This window comes from Pseudomonas sp. CCOS 191, assembly GCF_001007005.1.
In the GTDB taxonomy this organism is placed as follows: Bacteria; Pseudomonadota; Gammaproteobacteria; order Pseudomonadales; family Pseudomonadaceae; genus Aquipseudomonas; species Aquipseudomonas soli.
This window is the reverse complement of the sequence record NZ_LN847264.1, coordinates 1,332,835-1,349,368: the sequence shown is the minus strand read 5'-3', so window position 1 is coordinate 1,349,368 and position 16,534 is coordinate 1,332,835. Positions and strand designations below refer to the sequence as shown.

At 62.1% G+C, this 16,534-nt stretch carries 18 protein-coding genes; 12 read left to right on the top strand and 6 right to left on the bottom strand.

Annotated elements, in window-relative coordinates:
- Positions 1–147: 147 nt before the first annotated feature.
- From metG to CCOS191_RS28100, 7 genes are all read left to right on the top strand, one after another.
- On the top strand, positions 148–2,190 hold the full coding sequence (gene metG, locus CCOS191_RS06130; protein ID WP_046854465.1) for a methionine--tRNA ligase: 2,043 nt from the start codon (positions 148–150) through the stop codon (positions 2,188–2,190).
- A 101-nt stretch (positions 2,191–2,291) separates the two neighbouring features.
- Positions 2,292–2,840, top strand: a complete 549-nt coding sequence (locus CCOS191_RS06125; protein WP_046854464.1) for an Rnf-Nqr domain containing protein — start codon at positions 2,292–2,294, stop codon at positions 2,838–2,840.
- 78 nt (positions 2,841–2,918) lie between these two features.
- Entirely contained in the window at positions 2,919–3,890 is a 972-nt protein-coding gene (locus tag CCOS191_RS06120; RefSeq protein ID WP_046854463.1) for an RnfABCDGE type electron transport complex subunit D, read from the top strand.
- Positions 3,887–4,498 (top strand): RnfABCDGE type electron transport complex subunit G, encoded by a 612-nt coding sequence (locus tag CCOS191_RS06115; protein WP_046854462.1) that lies wholly within the window; start codon positions 3,887–3,889, stop codon positions 4,496–4,498. Before CCOS191_RS06120 ends, CCOS191_RS06115 begins: the two co-directional genes overlap by 4 nt.
- Positions 4,495–5,019 carry an Rnf-Nqr domain containing protein gene (locus tag CCOS191_RS06110; RefSeq protein ID WP_046854461.1) on the top strand — a complete coding sequence of 175 codons (525 nt, stop codon included), beginning with the start codon at positions 4,495–4,497 and terminating at the stop codon, positions 5,017–5,019. The genes CCOS191_RS06115 and CCOS191_RS06110 overlap by 4 nt, the downstream gene beginning before the upstream one ends.
- A gap of 4 nt (positions 5,020–5,023) precedes the next feature.
- The gene (gene nth, locus CCOS191_RS06105) at positions 5,024–5,662 is read left to right on the top strand and encodes an endonuclease III (RefSeq protein ID WP_046854460.1); all 639 of its coding nucleotides are present in this window, start codon (positions 5,024–5,026) and stop codon (positions 5,660–5,662) included.
- A gap of 104 nt (positions 5,663–5,766) precedes the next feature.
- On the top strand, positions 5,767–5,943 hold the full coding sequence (locus CCOS191_RS28100; RefSeq protein ID WP_046854459.1) for a PA3496 family putative envelope integrity protein: 177 nt from the start codon (positions 5,767–5,769) through the stop codon (positions 5,941–5,943).
- A gap of 46 nt (positions 5,944–5,989) precedes the next feature.
- On the opposite strand, the gene CCOS191_RS06095 is transcribed toward CCOS191_RS28100, so the two are convergent.
- On the bottom strand, positions 5,990–6,616 hold the full coding sequence (locus CCOS191_RS06095) for a response regulator transcription factor (RefSeq protein ID WP_046854458.1): 627 nt from the start codon (positions 6,614–6,616) through the stop codon (positions 5,990–5,992).
- A 372-nt stretch (positions 6,617–6,988) separates the two neighbouring features.
- Between CCOS191_RS06095 and CCOS191_RS06090 the strand changes: the two genes are divergently transcribed.
- Positions 6,989–7,450 carry a hypothetical protein gene (locus tag CCOS191_RS06090; protein WP_046854457.1) on the top strand — a complete coding sequence of 154 codons (462 nt, stop codon included), beginning with the start codon at positions 6,989–6,991 and terminating at the stop codon, positions 7,448–7,450.
- Positions 7,451–7,494: 44 nt separating this feature from the next.
- Here the strand turns inward: CCOS191_RS06090 and CCOS191_RS06085 are convergent, their stop codons facing one another.
- Both CCOS191_RS06085 and CCOS191_RS06080 read right to left on the bottom strand, forming a co-directional pair.
- Positions 7,495–8,712 carry an argininosuccinate synthase gene (locus tag CCOS191_RS06085; RefSeq protein WP_046854456.1) on the bottom strand — a complete coding sequence of 406 codons (1,218 nt, stop codon included), beginning with the start codon at positions 8,710–8,712 and terminating at the stop codon, positions 7,495–7,497.
- A gap of 128 nt (positions 8,713–8,840) precedes the next feature.
- Complete coding sequence (locus CCOS191_RS06080) at positions 8,841–9,821, bottom strand: flagellar protein MotY (RefSeq protein WP_046854455.1); 981 nt, start codon at positions 9,819–9,821, stop codon at positions 8,841–8,843.
- A gap of 130 nt (positions 9,822–9,951) precedes the next feature.
- Here CCOS191_RS06080 and pyrC point away from each other — a divergent pair, with 130 nt between their 5' ends.
- Both pyrC and rnt read left to right on the top strand, forming a co-directional pair.
- Positions 9,952–10,998, top strand: coding sequence for a dihydroorotase (pyrC, locus tag CCOS191_RS06075; protein WP_046854454.1), 1,047 nt, complete (start codon positions 9,952–9,954; stop codon positions 10,996–10,998).
- Positions 10,999–11,057: 59 nt separating this feature from the next.
- Entirely contained in the window at positions 11,058–11,669 is a 612-nt protein-coding gene (gene rnt / locus CCOS191_RS06070) for a ribonuclease T (RefSeq protein ID WP_236661015.1), read from the top strand.
- A 131-nt stretch (positions 11,670–11,800) separates the two neighbouring features.
- On the opposite strand, the gene CCOS191_RS06065 is transcribed toward rnt, so the two are convergent.
- Entirely contained in the window at positions 11,801–12,403 is a 603-nt protein-coding gene (locus tag CCOS191_RS06065) for a peroxiredoxin (protein ID WP_023629028.1), read from the bottom strand.
- Positions 12,404–12,616: 213 nt separating this feature from the next.
- Here CCOS191_RS06065 and CCOS191_RS06060 point away from each other — a divergent pair, with 213 nt between their 5' ends.
- Together CCOS191_RS06060 and bfr are read left to right on the top strand one after the other, a co-directional pair.
- Positions 12,617–12,838, top strand: coding sequence for a bacterioferritin-associated ferredoxin (locus CCOS191_RS06060; protein WP_046854452.1), 222 nt, complete (start codon positions 12,617–12,619; stop codon positions 12,836–12,838).
- 201 nt (positions 12,839–13,039) lie between these two features.
- Positions 13,040–13,513 (top strand): bacterioferritin, encoded by a 474-nt coding sequence (gene bfr / locus CCOS191_RS06055; RefSeq protein ID WP_046854451.1) that lies wholly within the window; start codon positions 13,040–13,042, stop codon positions 13,511–13,513.
- Between the two features lie 126 nt (positions 13,514–13,639).
- Here bfr and grxD read toward each other — a convergent pair whose 3' ends face one another.
- Both grxD and CCOS191_RS06045 read right to left on the bottom strand, forming a co-directional pair.
- The gene (gene grxD / locus CCOS191_RS06050) at positions 13,640–13,975 is read right to left on the bottom strand and encodes a Grx4 family monothiol glutaredoxin (protein ID WP_031314504.1); all 336 of its coding nucleotides are present in this window, start codon (positions 13,973–13,975) and stop codon (positions 13,640–13,642) included.
- A gap of 91 nt (positions 13,976–14,066) precedes the next feature.
- Complete coding sequence (locus CCOS191_RS06045; protein WP_046854450.1) at positions 14,067–16,175, bottom strand: molybdopterin oxidoreductase family protein; 2,109 nt, start codon at positions 16,173–16,175, stop codon at positions 14,067–14,069.
- Positions 16,176–16,534: the final 359 nt, after the last annotated feature.

Here is a 16,534-nt window from a genome sequence, read left to right as displayed (position 1 = left end):
TTGGCAAACTGAATACGGAACAGGCGCCTATGCTAACCCGTCAATCGTCAGCGGATGCGTTGTTGGGGTGAAATATATTCGCCAGCCCTTTATAGTGGCCGATCACCCTCATTTTTACCCCGTAGCCAGATAAGTAGCCGAGCCACCATGTCCGAGCCACGTCAGATTCTCGTCACCAGCGCCCTGCCCTATGCCAATGGATCGATCCACCTTGGCCACATGCTGGAGTACATCCAGACGGACATGTGGGTGCGCTTCCAGAAACTGCGCGGTAACCAGTGCATCTATGTCTGCGCCGACGACGCCCACGGTTCGGCCATCATGCTGCGCGCGGAAAAGGAAGGCATCACGCCCGAGCAACTGATCGCCAACGTCCAGGCCGAGCACAGCGCCGACTTCGCCGACTTCCTGGTCGACTTCGACAACTACCACTCCACGCACAGCGAAGAGAACCGCGAGCTGTCGAGCCTGATCTACACGCGCCTGCGCGATGCCGGGCATATCGCCACCCGTTCGGTCACCCAGTATTTCGACCCTGAAAAGGGCATGTTCCTCGCCGACCGCTTCATCAAGGGCACCTGCCCCAAGTGCGCGGCCGAGGACCAGTACGGCGACAACTGCGAAAAATGCGGCGCCACCTACGCCCCGACCGAGCTGAAGAACCCCAAGTCGGCGATCTCCGGCGCCACCCCGGTGCTGCGTGACTCCCAGCACTTCTTCTTCAAGCTGCCCGACTTCCAGGCCATGCTGCAACAGTGGACCCGCAGCGGCACCCTGCAGGACGCCGTGGCCAACAAGCTCGCCGAGTGGCTGGACTCTGGCCTTCAGGAATGGGACATCTCCCGCGACGCCCCGTACTTCGGTTTCGAGATCCCGGGCGAGCCTGGCAAGTACTTCTACGTCTGGCTGGACGCGCCGATCGGCTACATGGCCAGCTTCAAGAACCTCTGCGCGCGCCGACCTGAACTGGACTTCGACGCGTTCTGGAAAGAAGACTCCACAGCCGAGCTGTATCACTTCATCGGCAAGGACATCGTCAACTTCCACGCCCTGTTCTGGCCGGCCATGCTCGAAGGCGCGGGCCTGCGCAAGCCGACCGCGGTCAACGTGCACGGCTACCTGACCGTCAACGGCGCGAAGATGTCCAAGTCGCGCGGCACCTTCATCAAGGCGCGCACCTACCTCGACCATCTGCAGCCGGAGTACCTGCGCTACTACTACGCCGCCAAGCTGGGCCGCGGCGTCGACGACCTCGACCTGAACCTCGAGGACTTCGTGCAGAAGGTCAACTCCGACCTGGTCGGCAAGGTGGTCAACATCGCCAGCCGCTGCGCCGGCTTCATCCACAAGGGCAATGACGGCGTGATGGTCGCCGGTGACGCCGCACCGGAGCTGACCGAAGCTTTCCTCGCGGCCGCCCCGTCGATTGCCGAGGCCTATGAAGCCCGCGATTTCGGGCGCGCCATGCGTGAGATCATGGCCCTGGCCGACCGTGCCAACGCCTGGATCGCCGACAAGGCCCCGTGGTCGCTGGCCAAGCAGGAAGGCAAGCAGGACGAGGTCCAGGCCATCTGCGCCCAGGGCGTCAATCTGTTCCGCCAGTTGGTGATCTACCTCAAGCCGGTCCTGCCGGTGCTGGCCGCCGACGCCGAGGCCTTCCTCAATGTCGCGCCGCTGACCTGGAACGACCACCAGTCGCGCCTGGAAAACCACCAGCTCAACCCGTTCAAGGCGCTGATGAGCCGCATCGAACCGGCCAAGGTCGAAGCCATGATCGCCGCCAGCAAGGAAGACCTGCTGGCCGCCGAGGCCAAGACCGCCCCGGCGGGCAATGGCGAGCTGGCCAAGGATCCGCTGTCGGCTGAAATCGAGTTCGACACCTTCGCCGCAGTCGACCTGCGCGTGGCGCTGATCGTCAAGGCTGAAGCCGTGCCGGGTGCCGACAAGCTGCTGCAATTGACCCTGGACATCGGTGACGAGCGTCGCAATGTGTTCTCGGGTATCAAGTCGGCCTACCCGGATCCGTCCCAGCTGGAAGGCCGCCTGACCATGATGGTGGCCAACCTCAAGCCACGGAAGATGCGCTTCGGCGTTTCCGAGGGCATGGTCATGGCAGCCGGCCCGGGCGGCGAGGAAATCTACCTGCTCAGCCCTGACAGCGGTGCCAAGCCAGGCCAGCGCATCAAGTAACCGCCTCAAGTAACTACCATGCCCCGGCCACCTGGCCGGGGCATTTGCATCTGCCGCCCGCTGCCGGATAATGGCGCCATCCTCCCGCCGTCGGCATCTCCATGAGTGACTACGTTCTGGTCCTGGTCAGCACCGCGCTGGTCAATCACCTGCTCCTGCAGGCAGAGCCGGTCGAGCGTGCGCGCCTGCATGCCCTGGGCCTGTGCAGCGCACTGCTGATACTCGTGGCATTGCCAGTCGGCGCCTGGCTGTACCAGCAACTGCTCGTGCCTCTGCAGTTGCAGGGCCTGCAGCTGTTGGTCTTCCTGCCGTTGCTGACGGCATTGGCCTGGGCGCTGCCGAACCTGCTCCAGCGCCTGCGCCCAGACTGGCCTACACAAGGCCTGCCGGGTCTGCTGAGCGCAAATGCCGTGGTGCTAGGCTTGCTGGTGCAGCTGTCCGATGACGACATGCGCGGCTGGCGCCTGCTGGCGTGGCCACTTGTTGCCGCTTTGGGTTTCTGGCTCGCGCTGATGCTGTATGCGGAGCTGGACATGCGCAGCCGCCAAGCCGAGGTACCCACGGCACTACGCGGCCTGCCTATCCAACTGATCGGTGCCGGGGTGATGGCCATGGCGTTTTCGGGACTCAACGGACTGTTCGCCCAATGAACCTGACTCTACACATCGGCGTCTTGCTGCCGGCACTGCAAAACGCCGCCCAGGGCTACCTCGAGGAACTGCAGGCCCATGCCGCTACCTGATCCGCGCCTGCGCAGCGCCATGCAACTGGTGCTGCTGGCTTGCACCCCTGGGCTGCTGGCGCTGTTCTGGCTGCATGGCTGGGGCGTGCTGATCAACCTGCTGCTGAGCAGTTGCGCAGCGCTGGCCACCGAGGCCTTGCTGCTGAGCTGGCGCAAGCTACCGGTGGCCCCGGCGCTGGGCGATGGCAGTGCGCTGGTCACCGCCGTCCTGCTGGCTGCCGCCCTGCCCATCCAGGCACCCTGGTGGTTGCCGGTGATGGCAGCCTGTGTCGCCATTGGCCTGGGCAAACAGGCCTTCGGTGGAGTGGGACGCAACCTGTTCAACCCAGCCATGGTGGGCTACGTGTTCGTACTGCTGAGCTTCCCCCTGCAGATGAACCACTGGCCCGGCCAAGCACCCGGCTTGCTGGACAGCCTGAACCTGAGCCTGGGTACCGGCGATCGCATCGATGCCTGGGCCAGCCCCACGGTGCTCGACGTACTGCGCCACAACCGCAGCCTGACCATCGACGAACTGTTTGCCAGCCATTCGGCCTTCGGCCACCTCGGAGGGCGCGCCAGCGAATGGGTCAACCTCGCCTTCCTGCTCGGCGGGTTGTTCCTGATGCAACGCAAGGTCTTCGGCTGGCATGCGCCCGTCGGCCTGCTTGGCGCCTTGTTCCTGTTCAGCCTGCTGGGTTGGAATGGCTCCGGCTCCGACTCCAATGGCTCACCATTGCTGCACCTGCTGTCGGGCTCGACCATGCTGGCCGCGTTCTTCATCGCCACCGAGCCGGTATCAGGTTGCAGGCAGCCATTGGCTCGCCTGCTGTTCGGTGCCGGCGCCGGCCTGCTGATCTACCTGATCCGTACATGGGGCAGCTTCGCCGACGGCACGGCATTCGCGATCCTGCTGATGAACCTTGCCGCACCCTCCCTGGATCGCTGGGCGGAACGCCGCCAGCAGGCCTGCCCGTGAATGCCCGCTGGCGCAGCGCCGCATACCTTCTGCTGCTGGCATTGTTGGCCGTTGCCACGACACTGGCCTGGCAACGCTTCACGGCCGAACCGATTGCACAGGCCTCGCGCCAGTGGCAGGAACGGCAGTGGCTGGCGGTGCTGCCGCCGGGCAGCTACGACAATCGGCCCTTGCAGACACCCTTGGCCCTGGCAGATACCAGCCTGCGCCATAGCCGCCTGCTCGCCGGTTACCGTGCCACGCTGGCCGGCAGCCCCACCGCCATCCTGCTGCACAACAGGTTCCAGGGCTATGGCGGCGCCATCGAAATGGTCATCGCCATCGACACCCGGGGCCGCCTGGTAGGCATGCGTGTACTCGAGCAACAGGAAAGCCCAGGCCTGGGCGACCAACTGGCAGACCCGGCGCGTCACTGGCTCGACCAGTTCATCGGCCGGGCACAGCAAGGTACACCCGAGCAGGCCTGGGCGATCAAGCGTGACCAGGGCGCGTTCGATCAGCTGGCCGGGGCGACGGTAACTTCTCGGGCAGTCATTGAGGCGATCCAGGATGCGCTGCGCTACTTCGACGATCACCGCCAGGCACTGCTCGGCGAGGCGCGCCCATGAGCAGGTTCTGGCTAGTGATGATCAGCCTGGCACCGTTGCTCGGCGCGACCCGGACCATTGTCCAGGCTATCGCCATCAGCCTTTGCGCTTGCCTGCTGACAGGCCTGCATCAGGCGCTGATGGCACCACTGCGTCGCCACCTTGCCCAGGGCGCCAGCCCGTGGGCGAGCGCTTTACTGGCCGCCACCTTGGTAACCTGCCTGTACTTGGGGCTGCGGGCGTGGGCCCTGCCCCTGGCCGAGGAACTTGCCCTCTACCCCCTGTTGCTGGCGCTGCCCTGCCTGGCCTGCGAACAGTTGCCGCCACAGACTCACCGCTACCGCCAACTGTGCCGCGGCCTGGGTGGGCTCCTGGTGGCCAGCCTTGCCCTGGGTATCTGTCGACAAGTGCTCGCCGACGGTCTCGGCCTGCACATTGCCACGCTCGCCCCCGGCGCCTTGATACTGCTCGGCCTGCTGCTGGGCTTGTACAATCACCTGCGCCCATCGACCACCTCACCACGCAGTCAAGGAAGCCGTTGACCCCATGAATGCCGCCAAACGCCTGGAGATCTTTCGCAGGCTGCATGAAGACAACCCCGAACCCAAGACCGAACTGGCCTACTCCACCCCCTTCGAACTGTTGATCGCGGTGATCCTCTCGGCCCAGGCGACGGACGTCGGCGTCAACAAGGCCACCGCGCGCCTGTTCCCGGTTGCCAACACGCCGCAGGCCATCCACGCCCTGGGTGTCGAAGGCCTGAGCGAGTACATCAAGACCATCGGGCTGTACAACAGCAAGGCCAGGAATGTCATCGAGACCTGTCGCCTGCTGGTCGAACTGCACGGTGGTGAAGTCCCGCAAAGCCGCGAAGCGCTGGAAGCCCTGCCCGGCGTCGGCCGCAAGACCGCCAACGTGGTGCTCAACACCGCTTTTCGCCAACTGGCCATGGCCGTCGATACGCATATATTCCGGGTCAGCAACCGCACGGGAATCGCGCCGGGCAAGACCGTTCTGGAAGTCGAAAAGAAATTGCTCAAGTTCGTGCCAAAGGACTATCTGCTCGATGCCCACCACTGGCTGATCCTGCATGGCCGCTATGTCTGCCAGGCCCGAAAACCCCGCTGTGGCAGTTGCCGAATCGAGGACCTGTGCGAATACAAGCTCAAGACCTCGGACGATTGAAGCAATAGCTGACAACAGCACAAGGCGATTGAAAAAATCTTTTTTACCCGCTCTGCGATTCCCGTTATAAGGACGGCCAATGGCCCTTTGGCTTGGAGTGACGCATGAGCACCGATAAAGAAGACCTGGCGAACGACGACGACTTCCAGAGTACAGACGACGAAGTGGAGCCGCAGGCCGAACCGGCCAAGACCAACCTGAGCAAGCGCCGCACCATCGACAACATGCTCGAGGAGCGACGCCTGCAGAAGCAACTGGCCGACTTCGACTACGATCTGTAGCGCAGACATGCAAAAGCCTCCTGAACGGAGGCTTTTTCAATAGGATTCAGGCAAGCCCATGGCGCTGGGCGAGTTCGATCAGGTCCACCAACGAGCGGGCATTCAACTTGAGGAGCAGGCGAGTCTTGTAGGTACTGACCGTCTTGTTGCTGAGGAACATGCTGTCGGCGATTTCCTTGTTGCTCTTGCCCCGTGCCAGTTGCTGCAGCACCATCATCTCCCGGCCGGAAAGCCGCTCGACCATCTCCATTTCCGTGGCGCCTCCCGTGCCCGAGCGCCCCTTGTGCAATGCCTGATTGGGGAAATAGCTGTAGCCGGACAGCACGGCCTTGATGGCACTGAGCAGCTCGGTCAACTCCTGTTGCTTGCACACATAACCTGCCGCCCCCGCTTGCATGCAGCGCATCGAGAAGTGCCCCGGGGCCTGTGAGGTCAGAACAAGTACCTTGCTCGCCGGGCTCACCAGCGTCATCCGCGCAATCACTTCAAGCCCATCCAGTTTGGGGATCCCGATATCCAGAATGACAATATCCGGCAGATATTCCCGCGTCAGTTGCAGGGCATCCACGCCATTGTCACTCTCCGCCACCACTTCGTAGCCATGCCGTTCCATCAGCATGCGTACGGCCAGGCGAATGACCGGGTGATCATCCACGATCAGCACTTTATTCATGCGATTCCCATTGATACGTTATTTTTAGTTCGATAGACCACCACACCCGAGCATAACGATTATTTATGCAGCGGTTTCCCTGGTAAATTCACCGAAAGAAGCGGCCTACAATTAATGGAGACTCTTCCTACAAACTACCCCTTTCACAAAATGTAATAGATATTGGTTCGTCGCAACGATTCAGAAAGTAACAGTCGCCAGAATTGGATCCAAGTGTCATTGGGTCACACTTCACGCGGGAAAATTCGACTGCGTACACTGGATAAAGGTAGGCGTTGAGGTCTGCGACCTGGCCAGGGAGGGAAACAAGGCACGCTTAATACGCTGGGGAAAACACGCTACAGATGGGCAAAGCATCACCAGGCCCTCATCATGAACCGCGACCCCATCAGTCCATTGACCCTTATCGCTGTCTTTGCCGGCGTGATCGAAGCGTCTGCCCTGGCATCACTCCCATTCCTCAGCGAAGACAGCCAGACCCTGTACACCTGGTTCCTCGTGGGCTTCCCGTTCTTCCTTACCGTACTGTTTTTTCTCACCCTCAACTTCAACACTCGCTCGCTGTTTGTACCGGACAGAGATGCCAACAGCGCCCGCAAGCCTGTACACACATCTGTCGCAGGGAGCAAAGGCGCGATGATCATCGCCATTTCCGGAGCCGACAGTCAGAAGATCATCGAAAACCATGTACTGCGAATGATCGACCGCCCCCACGGGCGACAACGACGCTGGGTGCTGTACAACCTGGATACGCGCACCTGCATCCATCTCTCTGCCGCGCCCATGCCGAATGACGAGGGCCCGCCCGCCACCGAGGCAGAAACCCAGGCATGAAAAAACCCGGCCTAGGCCGGGTTTCTTCTTACGCTCGAGGCTTCTTACAGCAGCGAACGGCCCTTGTTGGCCGCGATACGCATACGCAACGCATTGAGCTTGATGAAGCCCGCAGCATCGGCCTGGTTGTAAGCCCCGCCGTCTTCCTCGAAGGTCGCGATGTTGGCATCGAACAGCGAATCGTCCGACTTGCGGCCCACGACGGTGACATTGCCCTTGTACAGCTTCAGGCGGACAACGCCATTCACGTTGAGCTGCGAGGCATCGATCATCTGCTGCAGCATCAGACGCTCCGGGCTCCACCAGTAGCCGGTGTAGATCAGGCTGGCGTACTTGGGCATCAGCTCATCCTTCAGGTGAGCGACTTCGCGGTCCAGGGTGATCGACTCGATGGCGCGGTGAGCCTTGAGCATGATGGTGCCGCCCGGGGTCTCGTAGCAACCGCGCGACTTCATGCCGACATAGCGGTTCTCGACGATGTCCAGGCGACCAATGCCATTGGCGCCGCCAATGCGGTTGAGGTCGGCCAGCACGGTGGCCGGGGTCTTCTCGACGCCGTCGATGGCGACGATGTCACCGTTGCGGTAGGTCAGTTCGATGTAGGTGGCCTGGTCCGGGGCGCTCTCCGGAGAGACGCTCCATTTCCACATGTCTTCCTCGTGCTCGGTCCAGGTATCTTCCAGGACACCGCCTTCGTAGGAGATGTGCAGCAGGTTGGCGTCCATCGAGTACGGCGACTTCTTCTTGCCGTGGCGCTCGATCGGGATGCCGTGCTTCTCGGCGTAGTCCATCAGCTTCTCGCGGGACAGCAGGTCCCACTCACGCCATGGCGCGATGACCTTGACGCCAGGCTTGAGCGCGTAGGCGCCCAGCTCGAAACGCACTTGGTCGTTGCCCTTGCCGGTGGCACCGTGGGAAATGGCATCGGCGCCGGTTTCGTTGGCGATTTCGATCAAACGCTTGGCGATCAGCGGACGGGCGATGGAAGTACCCAGCAGGTACTCGCCTTCGTAGACGGTGTTGGCGCGGAACATCGGGAAGACGAAATCACGCACGAACTCTTCGCGCAGGTCATCGATGTAGATTTCTTTCACGCCCATCGCCTGGGCCTTGGCGCGGGCCGGCTCGACCTCCTCGCCCTGGCCGAGGTCAGCGGTGAAGGTCACCACTTCACAGTTGTAGGTGTCCTGCAGCCACTTGAGAATCACCGAAGTATCAAGGCCGCCGGAATACGCCAATACGACCTTTTTTACGTCCGCCATGCCATCACTCCACGGGGTTGTACGGAAAGCCGATGATTCTACCGGCCTTGCCGAAAAATTTACAATGGGGCGACAGCTTGTGACGACAAAGCGACAGGAATTGTCGAGAGCGCGACCCGCTGTCGCACTCAGGATTTCGCCGCAGCGGGCTGGGCGGCCGCGGCCGCAGGCGTCGCAGGTGCTGGTGTGGTAGCCGCAGGTGCCGGGGCCGTCGGCGTAACCGGTGGCGCCGGTTTCTCCAGCGGTTTCTCGACCGGTGTCACGCGCTCGAGCTGGATGTTCACCCGGCGGTTGCGCGCGCGGTTGGCGGCAGAGTTGTTCTTGGCCAGCGGATAGCGTTCGCCGTGGAAGCGCACGGTGATCTGCTCTTCCGGTACGCCATGGGCCTTGAGGTAGTCGGCCACCGCCAACGCCCGTCGGCGCGAGGTGTCGCGGTTGGTCAGGCGGTTGCCGCTGTTGTCGGAGTGGCCGTTGAGCTCGACGTGATTGACCGTCGGATCGGCCTTCAAATAATCGAGCAGCACATCCAGGCGCGCACGCGCCGAGCTGTCCAGCTCGATCCCGCCACCGGGGAAACCAACCTGGGTCTGGCGGATCTGGTCATAGTTCATCGGCAGCAGCTTGGCGGCGCACAGTTGGTAGTCGCTGTAGGCCTTGGCGAAGCTGACGGGCATCACCTGCACTTGCATCGGCCGGCCACCCTCGCCCCGGTAGTTGCGCACCACCGTGCTGCGGCCATCGAGCAGGCCATTGATCAGGCGACTGGCCTGCCCCTGGCTGGAGGTGAACAGCACGCCCGTGCGGGCCAAGTGCACCGCACCGAGGTTGATATCGCCCCGCCCTGGCTGCCAGGGGGCCGCTGCGGCCAGCAAGGTAGCGCCCCCCGCGCCAAGGACATTGCTGTCAGAACGCAGCAGGAACGTCGGTTGTTCGCCGGCACGGCGCACGAACTCGCCGCTGCCGAAACCGTCGATCGGCTGGATCAGGCGACATTCGAACTGATCTCCCTCGACTTTCCAGGCGACGTTCTCCACGCGGGTCTGGAAAGTCATGGCCCCGGCCGGCAGGCTGGCGACAAGGGTGAACAGGGCTAGGTAACGCTGGCGCACGGTCGGCTCCACTGATTCTGACGGCTTACCTGAATGCTATCGGGCGTCTGTCAGAAAACTTGATAGCCGTGCTCGAACAGGGGTTTTCCGGTAGCATTGGCTTCTGAGTTCGACCCGCCTGGAATCTCCAATGTCCGATCGCCTGACCCTCCTGCGCCCCGACGACTGGCACATCCATCTGCGCGATGGTGCCGTCCTGCCTCACACTGTCGGTGACGTGGCGCGTACCTTCGCCCGCGCCATCATCATGCCCAACCTGGTTCCGCCGGTACGCAATGCCGTCGAGGCCGATGCCTACCGCCAGCGCATCCTTGCCGCACGCCCCGCCGGCAGCCGCTTCGAGCCATTGATGGTGCTGTATCTTACCGACCGCACCAGCCCGGAAGACATCCGCGCCGCCAAGGCCAGCGGGATCGTGTACGCCGCCAAGCTGTACCCGGCCGGCGCCACCACCAACTCCGATTCGGGCGTGACCAGCATCGACAACATCTTCCCGGCAATCGAGGCACTGGCCGAAACCGGCATGCCCCTGCTGGTGCACGGTGAGGTCACGCGCAGTGAAATCGACGTGTTCGACCGCGAGAAGCGTTTCATCGACGAGCACATGCGCCGCCTGGTCGAGCGTTTCCCGACCCTGAAAGTGGTGTTCGAGCACATCACCACCAGTGACGCCGCGCAGTTCGTCACCGAGGCGCCGGCCAACGTCGGTGCCACCATCACTGCCCAGCACCTGCTGTACAACCGCAACCACATGCTGGTTGGCGGTATCCGCCCGCATTTCTATTGCCTGCCGATCCTCAAGCGCAACACCCACCAGGTGGCGTTGCTGGATGCCGCGACCAGCGGCAACCCGAAGTTCTTCCTCGGTACCGACTCGGCGCCTCACGCCAAGCATGCCAAGGAAGCCGCCTGCGGCTGCGCCGGCTGCTATACCGCCTACGCCGCCATCGAGTTGTATGCCGAGGCATTCGAGCAGCGCAACGCACTGGACAAGCTCGAAGGCTTCGCCAGCAAGCATGGCCCTGATTTCTACGGCCTGGCGCGCAATACCGACACCATCACCCTGGTGCGTGAGCAATGGACAGCGCCGGACAGCCTGCCCTTCGGTGACACCACCGTCATTCCCCTGCGCGCTGGTGAAACACTGCGCTGGCGCCTGCAGGAGGACCACGCGTGAGCGAAGATCTGTACGAAGACGATCAGGACAGCCAGGTCAGCAGCGGCTCGCGCCATCCGATGGCCGAGCGTTTCCGCGGCTACCTGCCTGTGGTGGTGGATGTCGAGACCGGTGGTTTCAACAGCGCCACCGACGCGCTGCTGGAGATTGCCGCCGTCACCATCGGCATGGATGAAAAGGGCTTCCTGTTCCCCGAGCACACCTACTTCCATCGGGTCGAACCGTTCGAAGGGGCCAATATCGAAGCCGCCGCGCTGGAGTTCACCGGCATCAAGCTCGATCACCCGCTGCGCATGGCGGTGAGCGAGGAAAGCGCGCTGACCGATATTTTCCGCGGCGTGCGCAAGGCGCTGAAGGCCAATGGCTGCAAGCGGGCGATCCTGGTGGGGCATAACAGCAGCTTCGACCTGGGTTTCCTCAACGCTGCCGTGGCGCGCAACGATATCAAGCGCAACCCGTTCCACCCGTTCTCCAGCTTCGACACCGCCACCCTCGCTGGCCTCGCCTACGGCCAGACCGTGCTGGCCCGAGCCTGCCAGAGCGCGGACATCGACTTCGACGGCCGTGAGGCGCATTCGGCGCGTTACGACACCGAGAAGACTGCCGAGCTATTCTGCGGCATCGTCAATCGCTGGAAAGAGATGGGCGGCTGGCGCGATTTCGACGATTGAGATGAGTGCGCATTCGCGGGGCAAGCCCGCTCCCACGCTAATGGGGGAGCGGGCTTGCCCCGCAGTCGAACCGATACCGCATGCATAAAAAAACCGGCCACCAGGGCCGGTTTTTTTATGCGCTTGGCAAATTACAGCTTGCCAGCGTTCTCGCTCAGGTAAGCCGCGACACCTTCCGGCGAAGCGTTCATGCCCTTGTCGCCTTTCTTCCAGTTGGCCGGGCAGACTTCGCCGTGCTCTTCGTGGAATTGCAGGGCGTCGACCAGGCGCAGCAGCTCGTCCATGTTGCGGCCCAGCGGCAGGTCGTTGACGATCTGCGAGCGGACAACACCGTTGGTGTCGATCAGGAAGGCGCCACGGAAGGCCACGCCGCCTTCGGACTCGACGTCGTAGGCCTTGCAGATTTCGTGGGTCATGTCGGCTGCCAGGGTGTACTTGACCTGGCCGATGCCGCCATTGTTGACCGGGGTGTTGCGCCAGGCGTTGTGGGTGAAGTGCGAGTCGATCGACACGCCGATCACTTCAACGTTGCGCGCCTGGAAGTCAGGGATGCGGTTGTCCAGGGCGATCAGCTCGGACGGGCAGACGAAGGTGAAGTCCAGCGGGTAGAAGAACACCAGGCCGTACTTGCCCTTGATGGCCGAGGCCAGGTTGAAGCTGTCGACGATCTCGCCGTTGCCCAGCACGGCTGGAACGGTGAAGTCCGGGGCTTGTTTGCCAACGAGTACGCTCATTCGATCTCTCCTGATGAGGGGTGAAAAACCTTGCCCGGGCGGAACGCGTCCCCCGGATCCAGCAAAGGCCGACCATCATACACAGCTTTGCGTGACAGGCCGAATCTCAACCGCCGGTCGCTCTGGAACGCACCTTACACAAAGTGTTTTGACAAGCATTCTCATTACCATTACTCTCCAACGCATCGACTCAACCCGCGATGGTCAGCCTTTATGTATGTGTGTCTTTGTGTCGGTGTCACCGACGGACAGATCCGCGATGCGATCTACGAAGGATGCTGCAGCTACAAGGAAGTGCGAGCCGCCACCAATGTGGCCAGCCAGTGCGGCAAATGCGCCTGCCTCGCCAAGCAGGTGGTACGCGAAACCCTCACCGAGCTGCAACTGAGCCAGCAGGCCGCCCTGCCCTACCCCGTTGAATTCAACGCGGCGTAATTTCCCCAAATTCGAAGAACCGGACCCAGTGTCCGGTTTTTTTATGCCTGCAATTCAATAAGTTAGCGCCCGAACGCGGTTCACAAACATTCTTATTCCGATTAATTTTTACTTATTATTCAATAACTTAGGTTTGACATAGATAGTTGCGGGGCTCAAACTTGTTTGCATTGGCTCAACTTCTACAGGGCAGACCCCATCATGAAAGGCGACGTAAGCGTCATCCAGCATCTCAACAAGGTCCTCGGAAACGAGCTGGTCGCAATCAACCAGTACTTCCTGCATGCACGCATGTACGAAGATTGGGGTCTGAACAAGATCGGCAAACTCGAGTACAAAGAGTCCATCCAGGCGATGAAGGATGCTGACAAGCTGATCAAGCGCATCCTCTTCCTCGAAGGCATCCCCAACGTCCAGGACCTGGGCAAGCTCATGATCGGCGAGCACACCAAGGAGATGCTCGACTGCGATCTGAAGCTTGAGAAAAAGGCCCACGCCGACCTGAAAGCCGCCATCGCCCATTGCGAAACCGCTGGCGACTTCGGTTCGCGCGACGTGCTCGAGGACATCCTCGAGGACCAGGAAGAGCACATCGACTGGCTGGAGACTCAATTGGGCCTGATCGACAAGATCACTATCGAGAACTACCTGCAGTCGCAGATGGGCGAAGAGTAACTGCAACGCCCGGACATGGAGCCCTGCCAATGCAGGGCTTTTTTGTGGGCGTCTTACTGCTCCATCGACGTCAACAAAAAGCCCCGCGATTGCGGGGCTTTTGCATCCTGGCGAGGAACGCCGGAATCAGGCTTCGGAAGCCTTGGCCTTGGCGGCCGCATCCTTGATCAGGGTCTGCAGTTCACCATTTTCGAACATCTCGATCATGATGTCGCTGCCGCCGACCAGTTCACCCGCCACCCACAGTTGCGGGAAGGTAGGCCAGTTGGCGTACTTGGGCAGGTTGGCGCGGATTTCCGGGTTCTGCAGGATGTCGACATAAGCGAACTTCTCGCCACACCCCATCACGGCTTGCGAAGCCTTGGCCGAGAAACCGCACTGCGGGGCATTCGGCGAACCTTTCATGTAAAGCAGAATGGTGTTGTTGGCGATCTGCTCTTTGATTGTATCGATGATATCCATGAAGCACCTCGGCTGAACTTTCCGACTGGGTCGTCGGCACGGTGACGCATTGTATCGGAAAGCCGAGCGGCGTGCTCGGCCTTGCCGATGCTCAGGCGGCCTCCACTTGCACAGGTACGCCATTGAGGGCGGCGTTGCCGGATACACCATCACGCAAGTGCTCGTCGGTCAGGTCATTGGCACTCACGCCTGGCTGTGCACCGGCCACCTGCAAACGTGCGCCCTGGCGCCCGTGACCGTAGCCGTGGGGCAGGCTGACCACCCCTGGCATCATCTCCTCGCTGGCTTGGACAGGCACTTCGATCACGCCCGTGCGTGAGCGGATCCGCACCATCTGCCCGTCTTGCAACTGGCGGTGGCGCAGATCATCCGGATGCATCAGCAGATGATGCCGCGGCTTGCCTTTGACCAGCCGATGATAGTTATGCATCCAGGAATTGTTGCTGCGCACATGGCGACGGCCGATCAGCAACAACTGGCCTGCCGTCGGCGCTGCCTGCCGGGCCAGGCGCTGCAGGTCACCGAGCAGTACCGCCGGTGCGGCTTCGACTTTGCCGCCAGCCGTGCGCAAGCGTACCGCGAGGTTGGCACCCAGCGGCCCTAGATCCAGGCCGTGGGGGTATTCATCGAGCATCTGCAGGGAAAGCTTCCAGGACGACTCGTCACCATAAGGGCCCTTGCGCAAGGCAAAGTCGATCATCCGTGCCGGTGGCAGGGTCGCCTTGAGCTCGACCTGCGCACGCTGGGCAAAGGCCTCGGCCAGGCCTACGAAAATCTCCCAGTCATGCAGCGCCCCCTCCGGTTTGGGCAGGATCGCCCGGTTGAAGCGGGTGACATTGCGTACCGCCAGCAGGTTGAAGGTGGAATCGTAGTGGTCATTCTCCAGCGCCGAGGTGGAAGGCAGGATCAGGTCGGCATGACGCGTGGTCTCGTTGATGTAGAGGTCGATGCTGAGCATGAACTCCAGGCCGGCCAAGGCCTCGTCCAGGCGCCGCCCGTTGGGCGTGGACAGCACCGGGTTGCCGGCCACGGTCACCAACGCCCGTACCTGCCCGTCACCGGGCTCGAGGATCTCCTCGGCCAAGGCCGAGACCGGTAGCTCGCCAGCATATTCGGGCAACCCCGAGACGCGGCTGCGCCACTGGTCGAAGTGGCCACCCGAGGTGCTGGCGACCAGATCGACCGCCGGCTCGGTGCACAATGCACCGCCTATCCGATCAAGGTTGCCGGTGACCAGGTTGATCAATTGCACCAGCCAGTGGCACAACGAGCCGAAGGCCTGGGTCGATACTCCCATCCGGCCATAGCACACTGCCTTGTCGGCAGCGGCAAAGTCCCGCGCCAATTGGCGGATGTCCTCGGCCGGGATGCCGCACAACGCGCTCATGCTGACGGCATCGAACGGCAGGATCGCCTCGCGCACCTGCTCCAGGCCATTGATCGGCAGGTGCGAGCCACGTGCCAGGCCCTCGGCGAACAGGGTATGCAACAGGCCACACAGCAGCGCTGCGTCGCCACCGGGACGGATGAACAGGTGTCGATCGGCCAGTAGCGCCGTCTCGCTGCGCCGCGGATCCACCACCACCAGCTGCCCGCCCCTGGCCTTGAGTGCCTTCAGGCGTTTTTCCACGTCGGGGACGGTCATGATGCTGCCATTGGACGCCAGGGGATTGCCGCCAAGAATCAGCATGAACTGCGTGTGGTCGATGTCCGGGATGGGCAGCAACAGGCCATGGCCGTACATCAGGTGGCTGGTCAGGTGCTGCGGCAGCTGGTCCACCGAGGTGGCCGAGAAGCGGTTGCGGGTCTTGAGCAGGCCGAGGAAGTAGTTGCTGTGGGTCATCAAGCCATAGTTGTGCACGCTGGGGTTGCCCTGGTAGACCGCCACAGCATTGCGCCCATGGGCCTGCTGCACCGCCCACAGCCGCTCTGCGGCGAAGGCGAAGGCCTCGTCCCAGCCGATCGCCTGCCACTGGTCACCGATGCGCCGATGAGGCTGGCGCAAGCGGTCAGGGTCTTCCTGGATATCCTGCAGGGCGACCGCCTTGGGGCAGATATGGCCGCGGCTGAACGGATCCTGCGGATCGCCCTTGATCGAGCTGATCCGCAGAGGCCCCTCTGCCTCATGGGTAACTTCGATGTTCAGGCCGCAAATGGCTTCGCACAGGTGACAGGCTCGGTGATGCAGGGTCTTGGTCATGGCCGCCTCTGCCTTGTTGTTCTGGAGGTTCGACTATGCGCCGCACCCACCGGGCATGCCAGCGCGCTTCGCGGCGTGAATCGGGCGACATCAGGCCGACGATTCGCGACGACGGGTTTGCCAAAATCGAGGTAAGCCGTGTACAACCTCTGTAGTAAATAAAAAACAGCTGCTCGCCAAAGGCTTACGACACCCTTTGACACAGAGGCGCTGTTTCCCCTCTTGGTTTCAGGCGACATTTAATTATAGTATTGCGCCTTTCCCTATTCCGTCCGCCCCGTGCGGCTTACGCCGCAGGTCACTCCCGTTGTCAACAAAACCCATACGGTCGACCTGCAAAACGTTGCAGATAAGGTAGT